The organism is Pseudomonas taetrolens (genome assembly GCF_900475285.1).
Taxonomy (GTDB): Bacteria; Pseudomonadota; Gammaproteobacteria; order Pseudomonadales; family Pseudomonadaceae; genus Aquipseudomonas; species Aquipseudomonas taetrolens.
In genome coordinates this window covers 2,423,944-2,446,241 of the sequence record NZ_LS483370.1, presented here as the reverse complement: position 1 = coordinate 2,446,241, position 22,298 = coordinate 2,423,944, and the positions used below count along the sequence as shown (strand labels likewise).

Sequence of the window (22,298 nt, the reverse complement as noted above, 5' to 3'; positions counted from 1 at the left end):
TCATGTCACTCACCTTGCGCCAGGTCCGCTATTTCGTTGCCACTGCCGAGGTCGGGCAAATTTCTCAAGCAGCCCTGCACCTGAACATTTCACAATCGGCGGTCACCACTGCGATCAAGGAGCTGGAAGCCTTGCTTGGCACGCTGTTATTTCAGCGTTCGGCCCAGGGTATGAACCTGACCGATGCCGGTCGGCACTTTCTGAATCGGGCCTACGTGATTTTGCGCAGCGTCGATGACGCGCTGAACAGCCCGCTGCCGGATATACGCGCCAGTGGCCTGTTGCGGTTGGCGGCCAGTTACACCGTCATCGGTTATTTCTTGCCGCATCATCTGCAACGGCTGGAGCACTGGCACCCGGATGTGGCGATCGAAGTCCATGAGCAAGAACGCAGCGCCATCGAGCAAGGCCTGCTGGAGGGCCGATTCGACATGGCGGTTGTGCTCACCGCCAACCTGACGCACCCGGATATCATCTCGGAGACCCTTTTCAACTCCGAACGCCGATTATGGCTGCCCAGCCATCACCCTCTGTGTGAGCGTACCGCGGTCAGCCTCGATGACGTGGCGAAAGAGCCCTACATTCTGCTGACGGTCGACGAAGCCGAACAAAGCGCCATGCGTTATTGGGAGCATGCCCAGCGTCAACCCAACGTGCGCGTGCGTACCAGCTCGGTGGAAGCGGTTCGCAGCATGGTTGCCAATGGCAGCGGCGTGGCGATCCTGTCGGACCTGGTGCACCGGCCTTGGTCACTGGAAGGCAAACGCATCGAAACCCTGACCATCACCGACGAGGTAACGCCTATGAGCGTGGGGCTGGCCTGGCACCGCGAGCGTGAGTTCAGCCCGGCCATGCAGGCGTTTCGTAACTACTTCCACGATGCATTTCTGGCGCCGCAACAACTCTCTGCCCGGCGCTGAACACCCACTCCGGCGGAATACGCACCGAGGTGCATGCCCGGTCATTTTTGACATTAATGGCCATCTCTTTTCCAGATGGCTCCATCTGAAATCAGCACTACGAGTGTTGACCCAAGGCTGCCTAAGATGAGCGATAACTCCCTACAAATGCCGCAGGCTTTACGCCGCGAACAATAACCGGAGATTGCTCGATGACCTTCCCTGCTGCTTGTGACCGCCCGGCCCTCCCGCAATCATTGCGCGATGAGCTGTGCCAATTGCTCGGCACACGATTTTCTACCGCGGCCAGCGTGCGTGAGCACCATGGCAGCGATATTTCCGCACTCGACCCCATGCCGCCGGACGCCGTGGCGTACGCCAACAGCCTTGACGATATCGTCGACATCAGCGCCGCCTGCTATCGCAACGATGTCCCCATGATTGCCTATGGCAGCGGCACGTCCCTGGAGGGCTGGTTGCAGGCATCACACGGCGGTGTGAGCATTGATGTTTCGGGCATGAACCGAATTCTCGAGATCCGTGTCGACGACATGGACGCCACCGTGCAACCCGGCGTGACCCGCAAGCAGTTGAACGCCGCATTGCATGGCACAGGACTGTTCTTCCCGATCGATCCGGGCGCAGATGCCTCCCTGGGCGGTATGGCGGCGACTCGGGCCTCCGGAACCAACGCCGTGCGCTACGGCACGATGCGCGAAAACGTGCTGGGCATGACCGCCGTGCTGGCTGATGGCCGGGTGATCAATACCGGCGGACGGGCACGCAAGTCCTCGGCCGGCTACGACTTGACGCATTTGCTGGTGGGCTCAGGCGGTACGCTGGCGACCATCGCCGAGCTGACCGTCAAGTTGCACCCGATTCCCGAAGCGATCTCGGCGGCCGTCTGCCGATTTCCAAGTGTTGATCTTGCTGTCCGCGCGGTCATTCAGACGATTCAGCTCGGCGTGCCCATTGCCCGTATCGAACTGCTCGACGCGTTGACCATGGGCGCACTCAATGCCTACAGCAAAACACAACTGCGCGAGGCGCCCTCGCTGTTCTTCGAATTGCACGGCTCTGAAGCAGGGGTAAAGGAACAGATCGAGACGGTGCGGATGGTGGCCGACGAGCATCAGGGGCTGGACTTTGAGTGGGCAGTGCACCCGGAAGACCGCAGCCGTTTGTGGCAAGCACGGCACGACGCTTATTTCGCGGCCCTGGCCCTGCGTCCCGGTTGCCGCGCCCTGACCACCGATGCCGTGGTGCCGATTTCGCGGCTTGCCGACTGTATCGAGGCCACTGCCGCCGACCTTGCCGAAAATGGCCTGCTCGCTCCGATTTTCGGTCACGTGGGTGATGGCAACTTCCATGCGTTGATTCTGGTTGATCCCGAGGATCAGGGTGAAGTCCAGCGCGCCGAAGCGGTGGCTCATCGGCTGGCCGAGCGTGCGATTGCCATGCACGGCAGTTGCACGGGCGAACACGGGATCGGGTTGACCAAACAGCACTACATGGCCGTTGAACACGGCGAGAATGCCGTGGACGTCATGAAAGCGATCAAGGCGGCCCTCGACCCGAAACAACTGATGAACCCCGGGAAGATCTTTCCTCGCGGGCACTCGAAAGGCTGACGCGCTGTACCATCACCGGCCCCGTATGTACGAGCCCTGCAGGAAGCGCCCCCATGGAAATCCGCCAGATCAAATATTTTGTCGCCGTGATCGACTGCGGCAGTCTGTCCCGGGCCGCTCGCCAGGTGCATGTGGCGCAATCGGCATTGAGCAAGCAGATGTCCGCGCTGGAAGACGAACTGGGTGTGCAGTTGTTTCATCGCAGCCACAACGGGGTGACTCCCAGTGAGGCCGGCAAGGTCTTTTATGAATATGCCCTGGGCATGCTCAAACATCTGGTCGATGCCCGCGCCGCCGTCAGCAGCAGCCCGGAGTTGGTCAGCGGATCGATCATTGTTGCGCTGCCGCAAAGTGTTGCAACCCTTCTCGCCATGCCATTGCTGCGCGCGGTGGCTGCGCGTTACCCGCAGGTGTCATTCCATCTCAACGAAGAGTTGACCGGTAATGTCATGGATCAACTGACTCGTGGTCGCGTAGACCTGGCACTGTTTTCCTCTCTCGATTTGCCACCGCAGGTGCTGTTCAGTCCGTTGATCGAAGAGGATTTTTACCTCATCCACCGGGCCAATGCCCCCGACGCACCTGCTGCGGGCGAGGTTTCGCTGGCGCAAGCGCTGGCCCGGCCGCTGGTGTTCCCCAGCCAGGCCCATGGCCACTGCACGCGCACCCTCGTCGAGCGTGCGGTGAAAGAGCGCGGATTGGCAGCGGGTGATATCGCCATGGAGGTCAACTCGGTACACATTCTCAAAAGTGCGGTCGAAGCCGGCATTGGCCACACCATCATGCCGTTGAATCTGGCCATGCGTGAAATCGAAGACGGGCGCCTGGTTGCGCACCGGATAGCCGTGGACGGATTTTCCAGAACCCTGGGTATCTGCAGCTGTGCCTCGATGCCCGCCAGCCCGCTTAAAACACTGATCAGTGAGTTGATCCGCGAAGTCGTGCGCAGCATGTGCGAATGCGGTGACTGGCCGGGAGGCCGCGCCCTCTGAGGTGAGCCCTGCCATTTCAGGAACGCCCCTACAACAACAAGAAAGAGGCTCGAGATGAACACGTTATCGCCGCAACCCGGTGACATGCCGGACCATGCCCTGCAATCGGCCTACCGAAAAACCGCGTGGCGGGTCATACCGCTACTGATCGTCTGCTATCTGGTGGCTTACCTCGACCGGGTGAATGTCGGCTTTGCCAAATTGCAGATGCTCGATGACTTGAAGTTCAGCGATGCCGTTTACGGGTTAGGCGCCGGTGTGTTTTTTGTCGGTTACCTGATGTTCGAGATCCCCAGCAATATTGCACTGCACCGGTTTGGCGCCCGGCGCTGGATCGCACGGATCATGATGACCTGGGGCCTGCTCTCGGCCGCCATGATGTTTATCGAAACGCCGATGAGTTTTTACGTGCTGCGCTTTCTGATTGGCGTCGCCGAAGCCGGTTTCTTCCCCGGGATTATTTTCTACCTCACCACCTGGTTCCCGAGTCATCGGCGCGGGGTGATGATTTCATTGTTCATCGCTGCCCTGCCGATCTCGAGCATGCTCGGCTCGCTGATTTCCGGGCTGATCATGCAGTCGCTCGATGGCGTCGCAGGTTATGCCGGCTGGCAATGGCTGTTCGTGATTGAAGGCCTGCCGGCAGTGGCGCTGGGGGCTGCAGTGTTCTTCCTGCTGCGTGACCGCATCGCCGATGCCCCCTGGCTCAGCCCCGAAGAAAAGCGCGGGATGCAGGCGGCCCTGGACCGCGAAGCCATGGATAAGCCCCGAAATTCGGTGCGCGACGGTTTATTGAATCCGAAAATCTGGCTGCTGGGCGCGGTTTATTTCTGCCTGGTCTTGGGGCAGTACGTGATCAGCTTCTGGATGCCGACCATCATCCGCAACAGCGGCGTGGCCGAACCGTGGGCCATCGGTGTACTGACTGCAATCCCCTACTCCGTGGCGACCCTGAGCATGGTACTGGTGGGACGCAGCTCCGACCGCCATCGCGAATATCGCTGGCACCTCGGTGTCTGCGCCTTTATCGGCGCTGGCGGCGTCGTGTTCGGCACCTTGTTCGGCGACAGCCTGTTGCTGTCGATGATCGGTCTGACCATCGGCACCGCAGCCATGATCAGCAGCTTGCCCGTGTTCTGGGGCATGCCCACGGCTGTGGTCGGCGGCGCTGCGGCGGCGGCCGGGATTGCGTTGATCAACTCACTGGGGAATGTCGCAGGGTTCTTCAGCACGATTGTGGTCGGCTGGTTGACGCAGCTCACCGGCAACACCCAGGCGGCCATGTACTTCATGGCAGGGGCACTGGTGATCGGCGGACTTCTGGGGCTGAGCGTGTCGCGCCCGCGAAATCCCCAGCTTGCGGACATGAAAACGGTGGCATGAAAAAGTAACAACCCGGACTCGACCCGCTTATGCGTGATACCGCACCGCCTTGGCCGGCCCTTTGCCAGCCGAAACGCTGCAAGCGAGAAATTTGTTGGGTATCGTGCGTTTCACGCCAGTGCATTGAACCATTTGGCCCGCGCTGCTTTTTACGACCGGTGCCTGGCTGCTGCGTGCCGTCTACGTCGTGCACATCTGGCGACGGCACAGCCGTTGAGGCAATATCGGGCATGGTGCAATCCTTGGCGATAATCATGAGAAGATAGTGCCACTGAGCCCGGCTGTCGCGCTCATGAGTCCAGCCGTGTTTTTAAGGCCTTTGAATGAAAGACTACACCCCGCGTGACTGGCTGCCCCATGAAAAGCCGTCCCTTCCGGGCTCGCCTTCAACGCCTGAACACCCATCCTTAAAACGTTTGGCCTTTGCGCTGGTAGGTTTACTGGTGGCGTTGACCGGTGGCCTGGGTAACTCGCTGGTGATTGCCAACCTGCCTTATCTGCAGGGTTCACTCGGCGCAACCACTGCGGAAATGGCCTGGCTGCCGGCCGCGTATGTCATGACCAACGTCTCGATGAACCTGCTGCTGGTCAAGTTTCGCCAGCAGTTTGGCCTGAGGGCATTCACTGAGGTGTTTCTGGTGCTCTATGCGCTGGTCACCTTCGCTCACTTGTTCGTCAACGACCTCAACTCGGCGATTGCCGTACGGGCGGCCCATGGCATGGTGGGTGCGGCACTGACCTCGCTGGGCCTGTACTACATGATCCAGGCGTTCCCGAGCAAGTGGCGGCTGAAGGCGCTGGTGCTGGGCCTGGGGGCTTCGCAGTTGGCCTTGCCGCTGGCCCGGTTGTTCTCTGAAGATCTGCTGCAGATTGCCGAGTGGCGCGGGCTCTACCTGTTTGAGCTGGGTATGGCGCTGCTGTCGCTGGGCTGTGTGTTCCTGCTCAAGCTGCCACCGGGCGATCGCTTCAAGACCTTCGAGGCCCTTGATTTTCTCACCTTCACATTATTGGCCAGCGGCGTGGCCCTGCTGTGTGCCGTGCTGTCCCTGGGGCGCATCGACTGGTGGCTCGAGGCAACCTGGATCGGTTATGCGTCGGTGGGGTCAATAGTGCTGATCATGGCGGGGCTGGCCATCGAGCATAACCGCGACAATCCCATGTTGATGACCCGCTGGCTGGGCAGCGGGACCATGATCCGTCTGGGCCTGTCAGTGATTCTGATCCGCATGGTGCTGTCGGAGCAGTCCACCGGAGCGGTTGGCTTCATGCAGACGCTGAACATGAGCAGCCAGCAGTTGCACAGCCTGTATGTGGTCATGCTGCTGGGCAGCGTGGCCGGTCTCGTCATCAGCGCGCTGACGATCAACCCGAAACACCTGTACCTGCCCGTGATCATTTCGTTGGCGCTGATGGCCACCGGTTCAGTGATGGACAGCTACTCCAACAACCTGACGCGCCCGGGAAACCTCTATATCAGCCAGTTTCTCCTGGCTTTCGGCGGGACATTTTTCCTCGGCCCGACCATGATCTATGGCATGGGCAATGTATTGAGCAACCCGCGCAACCTGATCAGTTTCTCGGTGCTGTTCGGGATCTGCCAGAACCTGGGCGGCCTGATCGGTGCAGCGCTGCTGGGGACGTTCCAGATCGTGCGCGAGAAATTTCACTCCAGTCACATCGTCGAGCACCTGACCTTGCTCGATCCTCGTGTCGAAGCGCGGGTGCAGAGCGGCGGTTCGGCCGTCGGTTCATTGATCGCCGACCCAAGTCTGCGCAACCTGCAGGGCATCCGCAGTCTGGCCGCGGCCGCCACCCGTGAGGCCAATGTGCTGGCCTATAACGATGTGTTCATGCTGATTGCCGTCATAGCCATACTGACCATGATCTGGATCTCCATTCGTGCGTTATGGTTGAGGTGCACCACCAAGGCTGTCGCCCCGACTCCCGCCATTCCTTCCGTACAACCCAGCGGTGCCACCTCTACATGACCGAACCGACGACCACAACCACCAACGCCATTGCCGCCACGCCTGAGGGCTCCGAGCCGCCGCCCACTGCGAACACTGAACCTCGTTCTCGGCCTGTGCGCATTATGTCCAGCCTGGGTTTTGCGGGTGTTGCCCTGGCCGGGGTGCTGGTGGTGTTGTACGCCTGGCAATTGCCGCCGTTCAGCAGCTCGATCGAAACCACGGAAAACGCCCTCGTGCGCGGTCAGGTGACCATCATCGGCCCGCAGCTGAGCGGCTATGTATACGAAGTGCCGGTGCAGGACTTTCAGTTCGTGAAAGCCGGTGACCTGCTGGTGCGCCTCGACGACCGGATCTACAGGCAGCGCCTTGATCAGTCCCTGGCGCAACTGGCAGTGCAAAAAGCCGCGCTGGCCAACGTGGTGCAGCAACGCAACAGTGCCGAAGCTACGATCAAGCTGCGCCAGGCCGGTGTTGCCGATGCGCAGGCGCAGGCGCGTAAAAGCGCGGCCGATCTGCGACGTAACCAGGCGCTGGTCGATGACGGCTCCGTGTCCCGGCGCGAGCTCGACGTTACGCTGGCCGCGAACGCTCAGGCCATAGCCGCGGTGGCCCAGGCCCAGGCAAACCTGGAAATTGCGCGACAGGACCTGCAAACCGTCATCGTTAACCGGGGCTCGCTGGAGGCCGCCGTGGCCAGTGCGGAAGCGGCCGTTCAACTGGCCCGGATCGATTTGTCCAACACCCGCATCATCGCGCCAAAGGACGGCCAGCTTGGACAAATCGGTGTGCGTCTGGGGGGCTATGTGAACTCCGGTGCGCAGTTGATGGCATTGGTGCCCAACCAGTTCTGGGTGATTGCCAACATGAAGGAAACCCAGATGGACAACGTGAAGGTCGGCCAGCCGGCGAGCTTCACTGTGGATGCGCTGGGTCACCGCAAATTCCAGGGCCGGGTGCAGCGTATCTCACCGGCAACCGGGTCGGAGTTCAGCCTGTTGCAGGCGGACAACGCCACCGGCAACTTCGTCAAGATTTCACAGCGGGTGCCGGTGCGTATCACCGTGGATGAAGGCCAGGAGCAGAGCGAGCGGCTGCGTCCGGGCATGTCGGTGGTGGTAAGTATCGATACGGCTGCGCAAGAAGATGCCGCTGACAAGCCTCAGTGACAGCCTGGGTTGACGTCGAGGCGCACGAGGCTCGACGTCAGGCCTTTTCGGCAATCTCGATCAGGTTCAGGTCCGGATCTCTCAGGTACACCGAACGAATGGGGCCTGTGGCCCCGGTTCGCGGTACAGGCCCCTCCAGAATGGGCCAGCGCTGTTCATTCAAATGCGCGATCACACGATCCAGCCCTTCACTGGCGATGAAGCAGAGATCCAGCGAACCGGGGACGGGTAAATGGGCTTTGGGGTTTATCTCATGTCCACGCTCGTGGACGTTGATTTTCTGCTCGCCGAAATGGAACGCCAAACGACCGCTGCCAAAGGTCTCGGCACGCATGCCCAGGACCCGGGTATAGAAATCCTTGCAGGCGTCGACGTCGCAGGTCGTCAATACCAGGTGGTCAAGATGGTCGATCAACATACAGGCTCCAGTGATTGGTAAGGGCTGCTTGCACAGCAGGTAGCCGTTCGGGGACAAGTTGCCAGCTTAAGACCCGGCTTGTTCCCCTGCCCCCTTCGGCGGTGTCAGGACGGATGCAGTATCGGTCTGCGAGGAGAAAGTGAGGAATGCAAGGTGTGCCTCGTATCGCTCGAGGACGTCGTCAATGATCTGCTGTTTGGTCAGGCCCATCAGGTCATAGCCTCCAGAGCCGGTCTGGGTGTAAACCTCCAGCCGGTAGTAGACATCGGTTTCACGCGACATTCGGCCACTGAACATCGGTACCGGCGCTTCGACAACGGCGACGTGGTAGTAAAAATCGCGAAAAGCGTCCATGGACACTCGCAGCAGGGGTTCCTCGATACCGTTCACATTGGTAGTCGTGTCCTGCTCGATGTTGTAGCCCTGATTCCGGAACTCCGCAGCGACTTCGTCGAGCGCCGGGCGTACGGTTCGATCAAGGAACTGAGTCACCTGGCGCAGCGACGGGTAGGCGCGCAGCTGTTCAAGCCGCTGCTTCCACGACCTTTCCGGGACATGCCCACCGATTGGCGCTATCGAAGGTCTGCGCAGCACCCGCCCTTCACGTTCGGCCCGCTCCATTCTCAGCACCTTGTAGAACGATGCCATCACCAGATAGGCAACAATCGTCACCGGAAGCGCGAAAATCAGCGTCGCGTACTCCATGGTTGTGACTCCGCCGGCGAACAGCATCGCGATTGTCAGCACCGCCGTGAGGATTGCCCAGAAGATACGTAGCCAACTGGGTCCGTCGTGCGACGGATCCGGAATTGAGGCCGAGAAGTTGGACATCACCATTGCCCCCGAGTTTGCGCTGGTGAGGTAGAACAACAGCCCCGAGAGCGTTGCCAGCCAAATCAGGAAAGTCGAGCCGGGAAACATCCCCAGGAGTGCGTACCAGCCTTGCTCTGGACTCTGGACCGCAAGCTCGGCAAATGCCGTGTTGCCCTGCAGCACCTCGAACAGCGCCGAGTTGCCGAACAGCGAGACGATAATGAAGTCGCACAGGACCGGGGCAGTGATTGCTGCAATCACGAATTCGCGCAGCGTCCGCCCGCGCGAAATACGGGCGAGGAAAACGCCAACAAAGGGCCCCCACGCAAGCCAGAACGCCCAGAAGAATAGCGTCCATCCGCCCATCCACTCGGCACCCTCAGGCTCATAGGCGAAGGTTTGCAGCGTGCGCGCGGGGAACGTGACAATGAACTGGCCGATGTTTTCGACCAGAGCGTTCAGGAGAAATGCCGTTTGCCCGGTGAAAAGGATGTAAAGCATCATCGCCACCGCGCTCCAGAGGTTCAGCTCGGCGATCCAGCGGATGCCGCGATCGACACCGGAGGTGGTGGCGGCGATGGTCAGGATCACAGCGCCGATGACCAGCGCGATTTGCAGCGTGAGGCCCTGTTCAAAGCCGAAAATCAGCGAGAACCCGACGCTTAGCAACACGACGCCGATGCCCATTGATGTCGCCACACCGAACACGGTGCCCACCAGCGCAATGATGCTGATGCCGTCGCCCAAGGGGCCACGTACACGTTTGCCGAGCAGCGGATAGAGAGCCGCACGGATCGACAACGGCATGTCCCAGCGATAGGCGAAATACCCCATGGCCATACCGAGTAATGCATACATTGCCCAGCCTGCGATGCCGTAGTGGAACATGGTCCAGACCACTGCATCCTGCCTTGCTGCCGATGTACTGCCCTCGCCGGAGGGTGGGTAAAGGTACTGCACCACCGGCCCTGTAACTGAGTAGAAGAGCATGTCGATCCCGACACCGGCAGCAAACAGCATCGCGACCCAGGTCACGAGCTTGTACTGCGGCCGTGAGTGGTCGGGGCCGATTCGCACATCGCCCTCCTTGGAGAACGCCACCCAAAGTACGAAGCCGATCACTAAGGTGATCGTGACCACGTAGTACCAACCGAGGTTGATCGCAATCCAGTCGACGGCTGTTTTCATCGTCGTGCGTGCTTCATCGGGCATGACAATGGCCCAGATCGAGAACGCCAGGATCACCAGTGACGAGATCAGCAGAACGCTCCAGTTGATATGTGCTTCGCGGTCCTCAAGCACTTCCTCAGGGCCTTTGCTGAGGTCACTGCGTGACACGGGTGCGTCGTCTTCGTCCGGGCGCTCATGGCGACGTTGCGTACCGCCGAACCGGCTGCGTTCAAGTGGCGCAGGTATCTTGACGGTTTGCTGCCCGTCCGGAGCGGCTGTGGTGTTTTTGTTGTCGGATGGCTCGATCGGCATGGGTTTGCTCCTGCATTACAAGGGCATCAGACTTCAGTAGTTGCGCGGTCAATCTTGAACAGAGGAGCAACGCTAATCCACTATAGAAGAGCACCGGGGGAAATGCGTATGACGTCATCTCCCCAGCGCTGACGGTTACTTCTCTGAGCTGGCAACAGGTGCCGCTGCATCAGTGGCCCTTATGCCTGCGCCGGCAGTCCGTAGGAGGCCAGGTTGAAGTCGGCCAGCTTGCGAATGACCTGGTCGGCATGGAGGTACTTGCTGTCGGCCATGGCTTCGTCCGGCACGGCGATAGCGGTCATGTGCGCCGCTTTGGCGGCGGTGACGCCGAAGGGTGAGTCTTCGAAAACCAGGCAGTCTTCGGGCGCTACGCCCAATCGGCGGGCGGCGGTGAGGAAGATATCGGGTGCCGGCTTGGCCGCCCCGACCTCGGGATCATCGGCGGTGACAATAGTGTCGAACAGGTCAAACCATTCACGGTGCAAGGTGGTCTTGTGAGCGAATGAGTGGCTCGATGAACTGGTGCCCACGGCGATCGGAATATTGTGCGCTTTGAGATGCCGCACCAGGGCTTCAGCGCCCGGCATGCCCAATGCCTTGGGGAAACGCTCGCTGATCAGCGGTTCGCGGATTTCCAGGAACTCGCTGGCCGTGATCGGTAACTCCAGCGCCGTGACGATGTACTCGGCCAGATCCATGGCCCCACGGCCAATGATGTGCTGCTTGATTTCCCAGTCGTAGGTACGGCCATAACGTTCGGCAATGATCCGCGTGACTTCGGTGTAGATACCTTCCGTGTCCAGTAACAAGCCGTCCATATCGAAAATCACGGCCTTGATTGGGCTATTAGCAGTTCGCGGTGCATTCATCAACAGATCCGTAGGTGCAGCAAGGCACCGGTGACGTGGAGGACTAAAAGGATTCAGCCAGAGAGTCGCCCTAGACTATAAGCAACGGATAAGTCACGGCAATGGCGCGTGGGAAATTCCCACAATCAGCAGCACCTGCAGGAGCGCGCTCCTGCAGGGCTATTAGTCGCTTACCGTCAGGAGGTCAATCAGTGCCCTGCCCCAGCAGTACGCCGTTGACGGACTCGCCATACAAGTTCACGCCATCGCCTTCATGGAACTTTTTACGGGTCTTTTCAACGGAGCCGTCGACAAGGCGCGGGTCCTGAGGCCTTTCATGGCTGTTGACATAGGCAGCCACGTGCCAGGCCTCTTCATCGCTCAGGGTATTGCCCTTACCGAGGGGCATGTTTTGCTTGATGAAGCCGGCTGCCGTATTGATGCGGTGCATCCCGGCGCCCCAGTTGTAAGAGTCTTTGCCCCAGAGCGGCGGGAAGACAAATTTGCCTGCGGACTTTTGCCCCTGCCCTTCATCGCCATGACAGATCGCACATTGCTCAGCGTAGATCTGTTTGCCTTTGGCCAGATCGTAGCCTTTTTCAGGCGCGGGAATCACAGGGTAAAGACGGCCAGGAAGGCTCTCACCGATGGGGGCCTGAGTCGCCAGCCAATACGCATACGTGCTCAACGCCTTCATGACGTGGCTGTCACTGGACGGTGCCTTGCCATTCATACTGAACTCAAAGCAGCCTTGCATCCGTTCGGTAAAGGTATTGACCTTGTCGTTCTTTTTTCGATAGGCCGGGTACATGCCATAAGCCCCCCACAGGGGAGCGGAATCCGCCTTACGGCCCTGGTCAAGGTGGCAGTTACTGCAGCTAAGCCCGTTACCGACGAATTCGGCAGCATTTTGCGGTGTGTTGACGAAAATATTTCGCCCCTGCAGCGCCAGTTCGCCAAAGGCATTATCCGGCAGTTGAGACTCATCCGGCGGTGTAAAAACCCCGCTGGACGGTTTTGCCGAGGGCGCTGGCGTGTCTGCAGCCACGGTCGGCTGCACCGCTGAAGGCGCCGGGAGCGGTTTCATATCCCGCTCTTCGTAGTACGTTTTGGCCGCGAGCAGTGGCACCGCAATCCCGACAGTCAGCAACACTTTCACTGGGAAATTCATTGGCTCGCCTCCCCGTTCAGGCTGTCGAAATACGTGGCGATGTCTTTCACCTCAGTGTCGCTCAGCGAGCGGGCGACATGCCCCATCAGGTCATTGGGGTCATTTTTGCGGGTGCCGCTGCGCCAGGCATTCAACTGTGCCGCGAGGTAAACACCGGATTGCCCCATCAACGGCGGGAAGCTGCTGCCCACACCGGTATTGCCCTCTCCATGGCAGGCGACGCAGGCAGGAATGTTCCGGCTCCAGTCGCCTTGCTTCACGATTTTTTCTACCGCGCTGGTGACAGGTCCTGTCGGGTCGAGTGCCGTGCTCGCAGCACCGGGGCTCATCCCCGCCATATAGGTGGCAACAGCATCGACTTCGGCATCGCCAAGGGCAACGGCGATGGGTTGCATCACGCCATTGGCCCGCTTGCCAGAGCGAAAATCCTCAATCTGCTTGGACATGTAGCCGGCGGGCAGACCTGCCAGGCGCGGAAACCCGGCGCTGGCGGTACCCATACCGTTGGCACCATGGCAGGCAGCGCAAGCCATAGCGGCCGGCGACGCTCCTCCCTGGGTGTAGATTTTCTGTCCTGAAGTTTCGGCATGGGCGGGTATCGACAGCATCAAAACAGCGGTGCTCACACTCGCGGTGAGGCTGAATCTCTTTGCAAGATTCATATTTCTTATCTCCTTCGGCTAATGGCAGCGTCAATGGCCATCATGTCCCTGAGGACAGACAGGCATTTGGCCATGTGCTGCTTTTATGGAATAAACTTATACCGAAAGGTTATATTGTCAAATGGTTTGTCCGGTTTGGAGACAGAGGGTATTTGCGGGCAGGCGCAGGGCTGAACGTCGCGGGCGGTATCAGTTTTGTGGGGAGCAGGCAGCGGTCACCGGTCGCCGGGCAACGATCAAAAAGTGGGCGAGCAAACCAAACATCAGCCCCCAGAACGCGGCCGACATTCCAAGAAAAGACACGCCCGACGCGGTGACCAGAAAGGTGAACAACCCGGCGTCGCGCTCCTTGGGCTCAGCCAGGCTACGCACCAGTGCATCACTGATGGCACCGTAGAGCGCCAACCCCGCCAGCGCTGCGATCAAGGCGGCCGGGAATGCGGCGAACAGCGATACCAGCGTAGCCCCCGCAATACCGAACACCAGGTAAGTCGCACTCCCCGACAGCGCGGCGATATAGCGCCGCTTTGGGTTCTCGTGGGCTTCCTTGCCCGCACACAGGCTGGCAGTTACCGCTGCCAGATTCAGGCCATGGCAGCCAAAGGGTGCCAGCAGCATTGCGCCAAGGGCGCTGGCGCTGATGATCGGGCTGGCCGGCGTGTTGAAACCTGCATTGCGCAACACCGCCATGCCCGGCATGAATTGCCCTGTCAGCGCCACGAGGACAAGGGGTAGCGACAGATTCAGGATGGCCGCAAGACTGAATTCGGGGGTGATCCACTGGGGAGTCGCCAAGGCGAACACCAGCGCTTCGCTGCGCAAATGCCCGCCCAGCAGGGTGATCGCGCCGCCCACCAGCAGCACTGCCGCCACCGCATAGCGTGGCCATGCCCGGCGCATCACGATGTAGGTCACGAACATCGACAGCACCAGCATGGGCTGCACCGGCAAGGCACGGAACACCTCGGTGCCGAATGAGAACAGGATGCCGGCTTGCATGCCGGCAGCAATTGAACCGGGCAAGCGCGCAATGATCCGGTCGAAGGCACCACTGAGACCGATAAGCAGCAAGATCAGGTTGGCCACCAGATAAGCGCCTATCGCCTGGTTCAGCCCTGTGTGTGGCAGAGCCGTGACCAGAAGCGCCGATCCCGGGATTGACCAGGCAATCACCACCGGTACACGCCAGCGCAAACTCAGTACTGCCCCGAGCACGCCGCTGCCGATGGAAATCGCCCAGACCCAGGATGAAAGTGTTTCAGGAGACAAGGAGGCGCTTTGCGCGGCATGAAAGATGATAACCAGTGGGCCGGCATAGGAGATGAAGGTGGCGATCATCCCGGCCACAACAGCCGATAACGAACAATCTTTGAGCAGGTTTTTCATGATGACTCGCACAAGGCAGTGGGCAATGACAGGTCGTAAGCGCCCTGCTCCCACGCGGGAGCAAGGCGCCAGGGGCTACGACTTGGCGGTGATCAGGACGCTCGACACGGCCTGGTGACGGTGACTGCTGAGGATAAACAGCGCCATGGCCAATGCGGCCACCGCGCCAGGGACGGCGAAGGCGATGAAGTTCAATTGCAGGGGCAGGTTCATGCCCATCAGCGCACCGCCCAGCAACGGCCCGAGGATGGCGCCGTTACGGCCGATACCGGACGCCCAGCCCAGGCCTGTCGAGCGTATCGACAGACCGTAGAACTGAGCCGTACCGGCATAGAGCAGGATCTGGGTACCGATGGTGGTAGCGCCCGCGACGAAGATCAGCAGGTACAGCACCACCGGTGCACTTTTGAAGCCCAGCAGGCTGATGGACAGCGCCGCGGCAATGAAGAACACGCCCATAACCTTGCCCAGATTCAAGCGGTCACCCAGCCAGCCGCCCAGAATCGCGCCGGCCATGCCGCCGAAATTCAGTACCAGCAGAAACGACAGACTCGAGCCCAGGCTGTATCCCGCGCTGGCCATCAGTTTCGGCAGCCAGGAGCTCAGGGCGTACACCATCAGCAGACAGCAAAAGAATGCGACCCACAGGCACAGTGTGCGGGTTGCGCGACCGTCGCGGAACAGTTCCAGTACGGCCACCCCGCGGCCTTTGGTGTCGGCCATGTGCAGCGTGTCGGTTGCATCCAGCGCCAGCATTGGATCGATCCTGTCGAGGATCAGCCTGGCCTTGGCAGTCTGCCCTTCACGCACCAGAAAGCCGACCGACTCAGGCAGCCACCAGAGAATCAGCGGCAGGAGCAGCAAGGGGACGGCGGCGGCAAAAAACATGGATTGCCAGCCGAACGTTGGCAGCATGTAAATCCCTACACCCGCCGCGAGCATGCCACCCAGCGAGTAGCCACTGAACATCACGGCCACCAGGGTGCTGCGCAGGCGTTTTGGGGCATATTCACTCATCAATGCCACCGCATTAGGCATTAATCCTCCGCACCCCAGGCCGGCAATGAATCGGCAAATGCCGAATTCGGTGGGGTTGCTGGCGAAACCGTTGACCAGGGTCGCCGCCGAAAACAGCGTGAAGCAAATGGCGATACCTTTCTTGCGGCCTATCTTGTCCGCCAGCGTGCCGAATGTCAGCGCACCGAACATCATGCCAAACAGCGCATAACTGCCCAGGGCCCCCGCCTGCAAAGGGGTCAGCCCCCATTCCTGCATGATTGCCGGCAGTACTACGCCGAAAATGAAAAGGTCATAACCGTCGAAGATCAGCAGCAGTGCGCAGAGGGCTACGACCGTCCAGTGGAATCGGCTGAAGCGTGCGTTATCAATGATTGGGTGAACGTCTATTGCTCGCATGGCATCGTTACTCTTGTTTTTATCGTCGAATCTGCGTGCTCAGGCGCTTGCCTGGGCAGCAGACCTCTTTTCATGGCGGGCGGGCACCACGGTCACCAGAATTTCCAGGTGTACGTGGTGATCAGGCGGTTTTCAGTGAAATCGGCGCCGTAGCGGGACTTGACCTGGATGTTGCGTGCGTCGAAGCCAAGCCCTTGCAAGGGTCCGCTTTGCACGACGTAGTTGAGGTAAATATTGCGCTCGCTCTCAATGTTGTTCTGCTGCCCTGCTCCGCGATCGATATCAGTGCCGCGCAGGTAACGGGTCATGAACTTCAGCCCGGGCACCCCCATGGCGACGAAGTCGTAGTCATAGCGCAACTGCCATGAGCGTTCGCCTGCCTTGTAAAAGGCAACGGCGGACCAGTTGACCAGGTAAGGTTGCGGCGCATAGCCGTTGAGCAAGGGAAAGGCGTCGTCACCACTCATGTGCTGGTAGCCGACGGTGAAGGTATGTGCGCCTTTGCGCAGAGCGGTCATGAGGCCCAGCGCCTGGTTGTCGAAATCGCCGGAGAGCCTGGCGCCCTCCTCGCGGGTGTTGTAATAGCGAACATCGGTTTTAAGGCTGTAGCCCTCACCAAACTGGGTGGTGTGGGCCGCAGCCAGATAGTGCTGGCGATAGATGTCTTCGAGTTGGGCTATATAGTAAGTAGCGTTGAGTGTCGGGCTGAAGTCATAGCGGGCGCCGGCAAAGTTGAGTCCGTCGCTGCTTTGTTGCGGTGTATCGCCGAACAGATAGATATCCTCGCGATTGCTGGACTCGCGGGTCGCTATTTTCCAGAAGCGCCCCGCATTGAGTGTCCACCCGGCCCAGTCCTTTGATTCCAGGGTCGCGCCTTCATAGGTGGTGACCAACTGCCGGGAGTCGTCGGTGTATGCCACCGGCAGCGTGGGTCGATGCTCACCGACACGGACCTCGGTGTTGGCGAACCTGAGCTTGCCGGTCACGCCGGCTCGACCGTAATCGGTTACCGGTCGGCCCTTGCTGTCGTCGTAAGGCAGGACGGCATCCGGGCCTCGTCCGCCGCCACCATCCAGGCGGTAGGCATACTGACCGGAAGCATCCAGCCCCCACTGCACCGGTCCTTCGGTGAACCCGGACCTGAATACCAGATCGAAGCCCTGGCTCCAGCTGCCCACCCGGGATTTGGGGGCATCATTCTGCTTGAAGTCGCGGTCCAGATAGAAATTGCGCAGGCCGAGGCTTAGATGACTGTCCTCCACAAAATCGGCCTGTGCCGGAAAGCTGATGGCCAGTACCAGTGAAGCGCCTGCTATGTTGATTTTTTCGGCACGTCCGCGCCTTGATTGTGGTGCGAGAGCTGTCGTCTGGCGGTGTGTGCAGTCATTCCTGAGTGCTGGCCAGAAATCGGCAAAACGAGGGGTACAGCGGACCGCATGAACGTCTACTTCTCGCATGGCATCGTTACTCTTATTTTTATTGTCGAAACTGCTTTTTCAGCCTTAGTCAGACTAGGGAGACGGATTTATGGGGAATAGCCGAATCCTGCAGATCGATATCCATTTCCTGCGAAGCGTTCTGTTAACGAGATCTGCGCCTCGCACACCACCAGCTCATTTACCGCGTTCAGCCTCTGGCGCTGAAGAATAGAAACGTTATAAGATAACGAAATACTGTTAAATGCCCTCTGCCAGCGATCCTTCCATGACTTCCGTTCTCCACGCTTCCGCCGCTCCTCCAGCCAGCCAGCGCCTGTTGTCCATTGATGCCCTGCGGGGTTTGGTGATCATCTTCATGTTGCTGGACCATGTGCGCGAAACCTTCTTTCTGCACCGTCAGGTGGTCGATCCGATGAGCATCGACGCCACCGATCCTTCTCTGTTTTTCAGCCGCACGCTTGCGCACCTTTGCGCACCGGTATTCGTGCTGCTCACTGGGCTTTCGGCATTTTTGTACGGCGAAAAATATCAGGGCAAACGCGATGTATCGGCGTTTCTGTTCAAGCGGGGCCTGTTCCTGGTCGTGCTGGAATTCACCCTGGTCAATTTTGCCTGGACCTTCCAGTTCCCGCCGACGGTGATCTACCTGCAAGTGATCTGGGCGATTGGCATCAGCATGATCGCCCTGGCTGCGCTGGTGTGGCTGCCGCGACCGTTGCTGCTGGTACTGGGGGTTGCAATCATTGCCGGGCATAACCTGCTGGACAGCCTGCACTTTGCACCCGGATCAGTGATGCATGTGCCGTGGGCGATACTGCATGACCGTGGCTGGATCGAATTTTCGGACAGCTTGCGCCTGCGCACGTCCTATCCGGTATTGCCATGGATCGGCGTGATTGCCTTGGGGTATTGCATGGGGCCCTGGTTTGCCCGGGCTGCCAGTGCAACCACCCGCCAGCGCTGTTTATTGCTCGCCGCTGCAGGTGCGCTGTCGGGCTTTGTCGCCTTGCGCCTGCTCAATGGTTACGGCGAGGCGCAGTGGTTCACCCATGCCCATGCCATCCAGACCCTGATGAGCTTTTTCAACATCACTAAATACCCGCCGTCCTTGCTGTTCCTTGCCCTGACGCTGGGCGTGGGCCTGCTGCTGTTGCTGGGTTTTGAACGCGCCGGGCAACGCAAGTGGATAAGCATCCTGGCGGTATTTGGCGCCGCGCCGATGTTCTTCTATTTGTTGCACCTGTATGTGCTCAAGTTGCTGTACCTGGCGAGTGTTGCGCTGTTCGGGCTCAACCATGGCGACTATTTCGGCTTTGACAGCATCGGGCCGGTCTGGCTGACCTCGGTGTTACTGGCGGCTGCGCTGTATGTGCCGGTGCGCTGGTTTGCCGGACTGAAGGCCCGCCGCCGGGATATCCAATGGCTGAAATACTTCTGATGCGGACACCCGGCTGTGTGTTCGTTTAACATGCCGCCGCCGGTCCCCGCATGGGATTAAAAGGGAATCCGAGGTGCTCGCAGAGCATCAACCGGAACTGCCCCCGCAACTGTAGGTGCTGAGCCTGCTCCTTGATTGCCACTGGGATAACCCCCGGGAAGGCTGGAGCCAGGCGATGACGCATCAGTCAGGAGACCTGCCGGCGAACACAAAAACTAACCGGCGGGGTGTCCGGGGAGGACATCCTTGCTGCGTGGCACTTCGGTGACCGGCCTTGCACTGCCTTCGTTGCAGTGCTCGATGATGTGTTTCCAGGCTGTACACCCCCCTGTTCTGTGTACGATCAAATGGAGATTGCATCATGCTGTTGCCTCGCCTTGTCACCCTCATCAGCGGTCTGGGTTTATCCGCTCTCGCCCAAGCAGCCCCGACGCATTACCCCCTGACAGTCGAAAACTGCGGTACTCCCCTCACCTTTCAGCACGCACCGAGCCGGATCGTGACCATCGGCCAGGCCGACAGCGAAATGTTCTATGCCCTGGGCCTGGGTGACAAACTGGTCGGCACTTCACTGTGGTTCAACGATGTACTGCCGAAGTACAAGGCCCAGAACGACAAGGTTGAACGCCTGGCTGATAACGACCCGAGCTTTGAGGCCGTGATCGGCAAGCGCCCGGAACTGGTGACGGCGCAACTGGAATGGATGGTGGGCCCGCAGGGTGTGGTGGGTACTCGTGAGCAATTTCAGGAACTGAATATCCCCACCTACCTGATGCCTTCCGACTGTGAGGGCAAAGACAACCTGGTGGGCGCCGATGGCACCCGCTTGCAGCCCTTCACGCTTGATACGGTCTACAAGAGCATCAACCAGCTGGCCGAAATCTTTGATGTCCAGGCCCGGGGCGAACAGCTCAATGCGGAACTCAAGGCTCGTGTGGCAACGTCGACCGCAGCGCTGAACCGTGACGCCCTCAAGCACACCAGCGCGCTGTTCTGGTTTTCCAGTGCCGACCTGGACATCGACCCCTATGTTGCCGGCCGCAAAGGCATCCCCGATTTCATGCTCAACACCCTGGGGGTACGCAATGTCGTGGCGTCCGACGAAGAATGGCCAACCGTAGGCTGGGAAACCATCGCCAAGGCCAACCCTACGTTCCTGATCATTGCGCGCATGGATCGCCGTCGCTTCCCGGCTGATGATTACCAGAAGAAACTCGAATTCCTGCGTACCGACCCTGTGACCCGCAACATGGATGCGGTCCGACACAACCGCATCATTATCCTCGACGCCCACGCCATGCAGGCCAGCCTGCGGATGTTCGACGGCCTTGAAACGCTCGCGACAGCGATCAACCGCTTCGACCTGCCGAAATGACGGCACGGCTGATCCACACCCTGTTGGCCGGCGCTACGCTGTTGTGCATGCTGCTCGCCGGTGTCGCCATCGGTGAAACCGCCATTGAGCCGCGTGTGGTCTTGCAGGTGCTGGCCAACAAGCTGTGGAGCGCCGGGCATGTGCTGGACCCGATTGACGAAGGCATCGTCTGGAACTACCGGCTGACCCGGGCACTGGTGGCTGCGGCCTGCGGTGCGGGCCTCGCCACGTGCGGGGTGATCCTGCAGTCGTTGCTGCGTAATCCGCTGGCCGATCCTTATCTGTTGGGTATCTCCGCCGGGGCTTCGACCGGCGCGGTGCTGGTGGCGCTGCTGGGTTTGGGGGCCGGGGCGATCTCGCTGTCTGTGGGGGCCTTTGCCGGTGCCCTCGCCGCCTTCGGCCTGGTGATATTGCTGGCCCGTGTCAGCGGGCCGGCCAGCGGCACCGGGCAGATCATTCTCGCGGGTATTGCAGCCTCACAGCTGTTCAATGCCATCACCGCCTTCTTGATTACCAAATCGGCTAGCGCCGAACAGGCCCGCGGCATCATGTTCTGGCTGCTGGGCAATCTCAGTGGCGTGCGTTGGCCCTCCGTAGGGCTGGCGGTGCCTGTCGCGCTGTTCGGCCTGGCGGTTTGCCTGTGGCACCGACGTGCACTGGATGCCTTCACCTTCGGTGCGGACTCCGCGGCTTCGCTGGGCATCCCGGTACGGCGGGTGCAGTTCACGTTGATCAGCTGTGCGGCATTGGTCGCCGCCGTGATGGTTTCGATCGTCGGCTCGATTGGTTTTGTCGGGCTGGTCATCCCCCATGCCGCCAGACTGTTGCTGGGTACCGGCCACGCGCGTTTGCTGCCTGCCAGCGCCCTGGGCGGGGCTTTGTTCCTGATCGCCGCCGATATCCTGTCGCGCACCCTGATCAAGGGTCAGGTGATTCCGGTTGGCGTGGTGACGGCACTGGTGGGCGCCCCGGTATTTGCCTTGATCCTGATTGGCCGGAGGCCTGCCCGATGAATGCCATCGCGTCCCTGGTTGGTGAAGCTGTGCTGAGTTGCCGAAACCTGGGGTACCGGGTTCGAGATGTTGAACTGCTGCACGGCATCGACCTGAATGTCCGGCGCGGCGAGACGCTGGGAATCGTCGGGCCGAACGGTGCGGGCAAGTCCACCCTGCTCAAGTTGCTGGCCGGTTTGCGTGCGGCCAGCCACGGCAGCGTCCAGATGCAGGGGCAATCGTTCAAGCATCTGTCCCGACGCAGCATTGCGCAAATGCTCGCGGTGGTTGAGCAACAGGCCGACACCCATGATTCGATCAGTGTCTTCGACGCGGTTGCCCTGGGCCGCACGCCCTGGCTCTCGGCGCTGAGCCCGTGGTCGCGCAATGACGATGCCATTGTGCAGCAAGCACTGAGTGATGTGGATGCCACACATTTGCGCAGTCGCACCTGGGGCAGCCTCTCGGGGGGCGAGCGCCAGCGTGTACATATCGCCCGGGCACTGGCCCAGCGTCCACAAATCCTGTTGCTGGATGAACCCGCCAACCACCTGGATATCCAGCATCAGTTGGCCATTCTCAAAGGCGTCCAGGCCCTGCCGGTTACCACATTGATTGCGTTGCATGACCTCAATCAGGCATTGAGCTGTGATCGACTGGCAATCCTCGACCGGGGCCGGCTGGTGGCCCTGGGCGAACCACTGGCCGTGCTGACGCCACAGCGGTTGCTGACCACGTTCGGCGTGCAGGCGCATTACCTGACCGACCCTTTTGACGGTGCGCAGATTCTGCGATTTCGTTCCTCTTGATCGTTTTT

General features: G+C 60.1%; 18 protein-coding genes and 1 riboswitch. Of the genes, 10 read left to right on the top strand and 8 right to left on the bottom strand.

Annotated elements, in window-relative coordinates; genetic code table 11:
* Positions 1-2: 2 nt before the first annotated feature.
* The 6 genes from DQN55_RS11185 to DQN55_RS11160 all read left to right on the top strand — a co-directional run bounded on the left by DQN55_RS11185 (position 3) and on the right by DQN55_RS11160 (position 8,041).
* Positions 3-920 carry a LysR family transcriptional regulator gene (locus DQN55_RS11185; RefSeq protein WP_048379912.1) on the top strand — a complete coding sequence of 306 codons (918 nt, stop codon included), beginning with the start codon at positions 3-5 and terminating at the stop codon, positions 918-920.
* Positions 921-1,111: 191 nt separating this feature from the next.
* Positions 1,112-2,530, top strand: coding sequence for an FAD-binding oxidoreductase (locus DQN55_RS11180; RefSeq protein WP_048379914.1), 1,419 nt, complete (start codon positions 1,112-1,114; stop codon positions 2,528-2,530).
* 53 nt (positions 2,531-2,583) lie between these two features.
* Positions 2,584-3,522, top strand: a complete 939-nt coding sequence (locus tag DQN55_RS11175) for a LysR family transcriptional regulator (RefSeq protein ID WP_048379915.1) — start codon at positions 2,584-2,586, stop codon at positions 3,520-3,522.
* 54 nt (positions 3,523-3,576) lie between these two features.
* Positions 3,577-4,905, top strand: a complete 1,329-nt coding sequence (locus DQN55_RS11170) for an MFS transporter (RefSeq protein ID WP_048379916.1) — start codon at positions 3,577-3,579, stop codon at positions 4,903-4,905.
* A 323-nt stretch (positions 4,906-5,228) separates the two neighbouring features.
* Positions 5,229-6,893, top strand: coding sequence for an MFS transporter (locus tag DQN55_RS11165; protein WP_048379917.1), 1,665 nt, complete (start codon positions 5,229-5,231; stop codon positions 6,891-6,893).
* On the top strand, positions 6,890-8,041 hold the full coding sequence (locus tag DQN55_RS11160) for an HlyD family secretion protein (RefSeq protein WP_048379918.1): 1,152 nt from the start codon (positions 6,890-6,892) through the stop codon (positions 8,039-8,041). The genes DQN55_RS11165 and DQN55_RS11160 overlap by 4 nt, the downstream gene beginning before the upstream one ends.
* A 37-nt stretch (positions 8,042-8,078) precedes the next feature.
* On the opposite strand, the gene DQN55_RS11155 is transcribed toward DQN55_RS11160, so the two are convergent.
* The 8 genes from DQN55_RS11155 to DQN55_RS11120 all read right to left on the bottom strand — a co-directional run bounded on the left by DQN55_RS11155 (position 8,079) and on the right by DQN55_RS11120 (position 17,694).
* Positions 8,079-8,456, bottom strand: coding sequence for a VOC family protein (locus DQN55_RS11155; RefSeq protein WP_088500019.1), 378 nt, complete (start codon positions 8,454-8,456; stop codon positions 8,079-8,081).
* A 69-nt stretch (positions 8,457-8,525) separates the two neighbouring features.
* Positions 8,526-10,754 carry a choline BCCT transporter BetT gene (gene betT, locus DQN55_RS11150; protein ID WP_048379925.1) on the bottom strand — a complete coding sequence of 743 codons (2,229 nt, stop codon included), beginning with the start codon at positions 10,752-10,754 and terminating at the stop codon, positions 8,526-8,528.
* Between the two features lie 179 nt (positions 10,755-10,933).
* The gene (locus DQN55_RS11145; protein ID WP_048379927.1) at positions 10,934-11,623 is read right to left on the bottom strand and encodes an HAD-IA family hydrolase; all 690 of its coding nucleotides are present in this window, start codon (positions 11,621-11,623) and stop codon (positions 10,934-10,936) included.
* A 184-nt stretch (positions 11,624-11,807) separates the two neighbouring features.
* The gene (locus DQN55_RS11140) at positions 11,808-12,773 is read right to left on the bottom strand and encodes a c-type cytochrome (RefSeq protein WP_048379929.1); all 966 of its coding nucleotides are present in this window, start codon (positions 12,771-12,773) and stop codon (positions 11,808-11,810) included.
* Positions 12,770-13,435: a c-type cytochrome gene (locus tag DQN55_RS11135; protein WP_048379931.1), complete on the bottom strand. Its 666-nt coding sequence runs from the start codon at positions 13,433-13,435 to the stop codon at positions 12,770-12,772. Before DQN55_RS11135 ends, DQN55_RS11140 begins: the two co-directional genes overlap by 4 nt.
* Before the next feature lie 189 nt (positions 13,436-13,624).
* Complete coding sequence (locus DQN55_RS11130) at positions 13,625-14,821, bottom strand: benzoate/H(+) symporter BenE family transporter (protein WP_048379933.1); 1,197 nt, start codon at positions 14,819-14,821, stop codon at positions 13,625-13,627.
* Between the two features lie 75 nt (positions 14,822-14,896).
* The gene (locus DQN55_RS11125; protein WP_048379935.1) at positions 14,897-16,237 is read right to left on the bottom strand and encodes an MFS transporter; all 1,341 of its coding nucleotides are present in this window, start codon (positions 16,235-16,237) and stop codon (positions 14,897-14,899) included.
* A 92-nt stretch (positions 16,238-16,329) separates the two neighbouring features.
* The gene (locus tag DQN55_RS11120) at positions 16,330-17,694 is read right to left on the bottom strand and encodes an OprD family porin (protein ID WP_082150729.1); all 1,365 of its coding nucleotides are present in this window, start codon (positions 17,692-17,694) and stop codon (positions 16,330-16,332) included.
* Positions 17,695-17,941: 247 nt separating this feature from the next.
* On the opposite strand from DQN55_RS11120, the gene DQN55_RS11115 reads away from it, so the two are divergent.
* From DQN55_RS11115 to DQN55_RS11100, 4 genes are all read left to right on the top strand, one after another.
* Positions 17,942-19,114 (top strand): acetyltransferase domain-containing protein, encoded by a 1,173-nt coding sequence (locus tag DQN55_RS11115; protein ID WP_048380654.1) that lies wholly within the window; start codon positions 17,942-17,944, stop codon positions 19,112-19,114.
* A gap of 23 nt (positions 19,115-19,137) precedes the next feature.
* A riboswitch (cobalamin riboswitch) is annotated at positions 19,138-19,332 on the top strand.
* Between the two features lie 143 nt (positions 19,333-19,475).
* Positions 19,476-20,489 (top strand): ABC transporter substrate-binding protein, encoded by a 1,014-nt coding sequence (locus tag DQN55_RS11110; protein WP_048379938.1) that lies wholly within the window; start codon positions 19,476-19,478, stop codon positions 20,487-20,489.
* Between the two features lie 8 nt (positions 20,490-20,497).
* Positions 20,498-21,502, top strand: coding sequence for a FecCD family ABC transporter permease (locus tag DQN55_RS11105; protein ID WP_408634593.1), 1,005 nt, complete (start codon positions 20,498-20,500; stop codon positions 21,500-21,502).
* A complete protein-coding gene (locus tag DQN55_RS11100; RefSeq protein ID WP_048379941.1) occupies positions 21,499-22,290 on the top strand; it encodes an ABC transporter ATP-binding protein in 792 nt (263 codons plus the stop codon). Before DQN55_RS11105 ends, DQN55_RS11100 begins: the two co-directional genes overlap by 4 nt.
* Positions 22,291-22,298 lie beyond the last annotated feature (8 nt).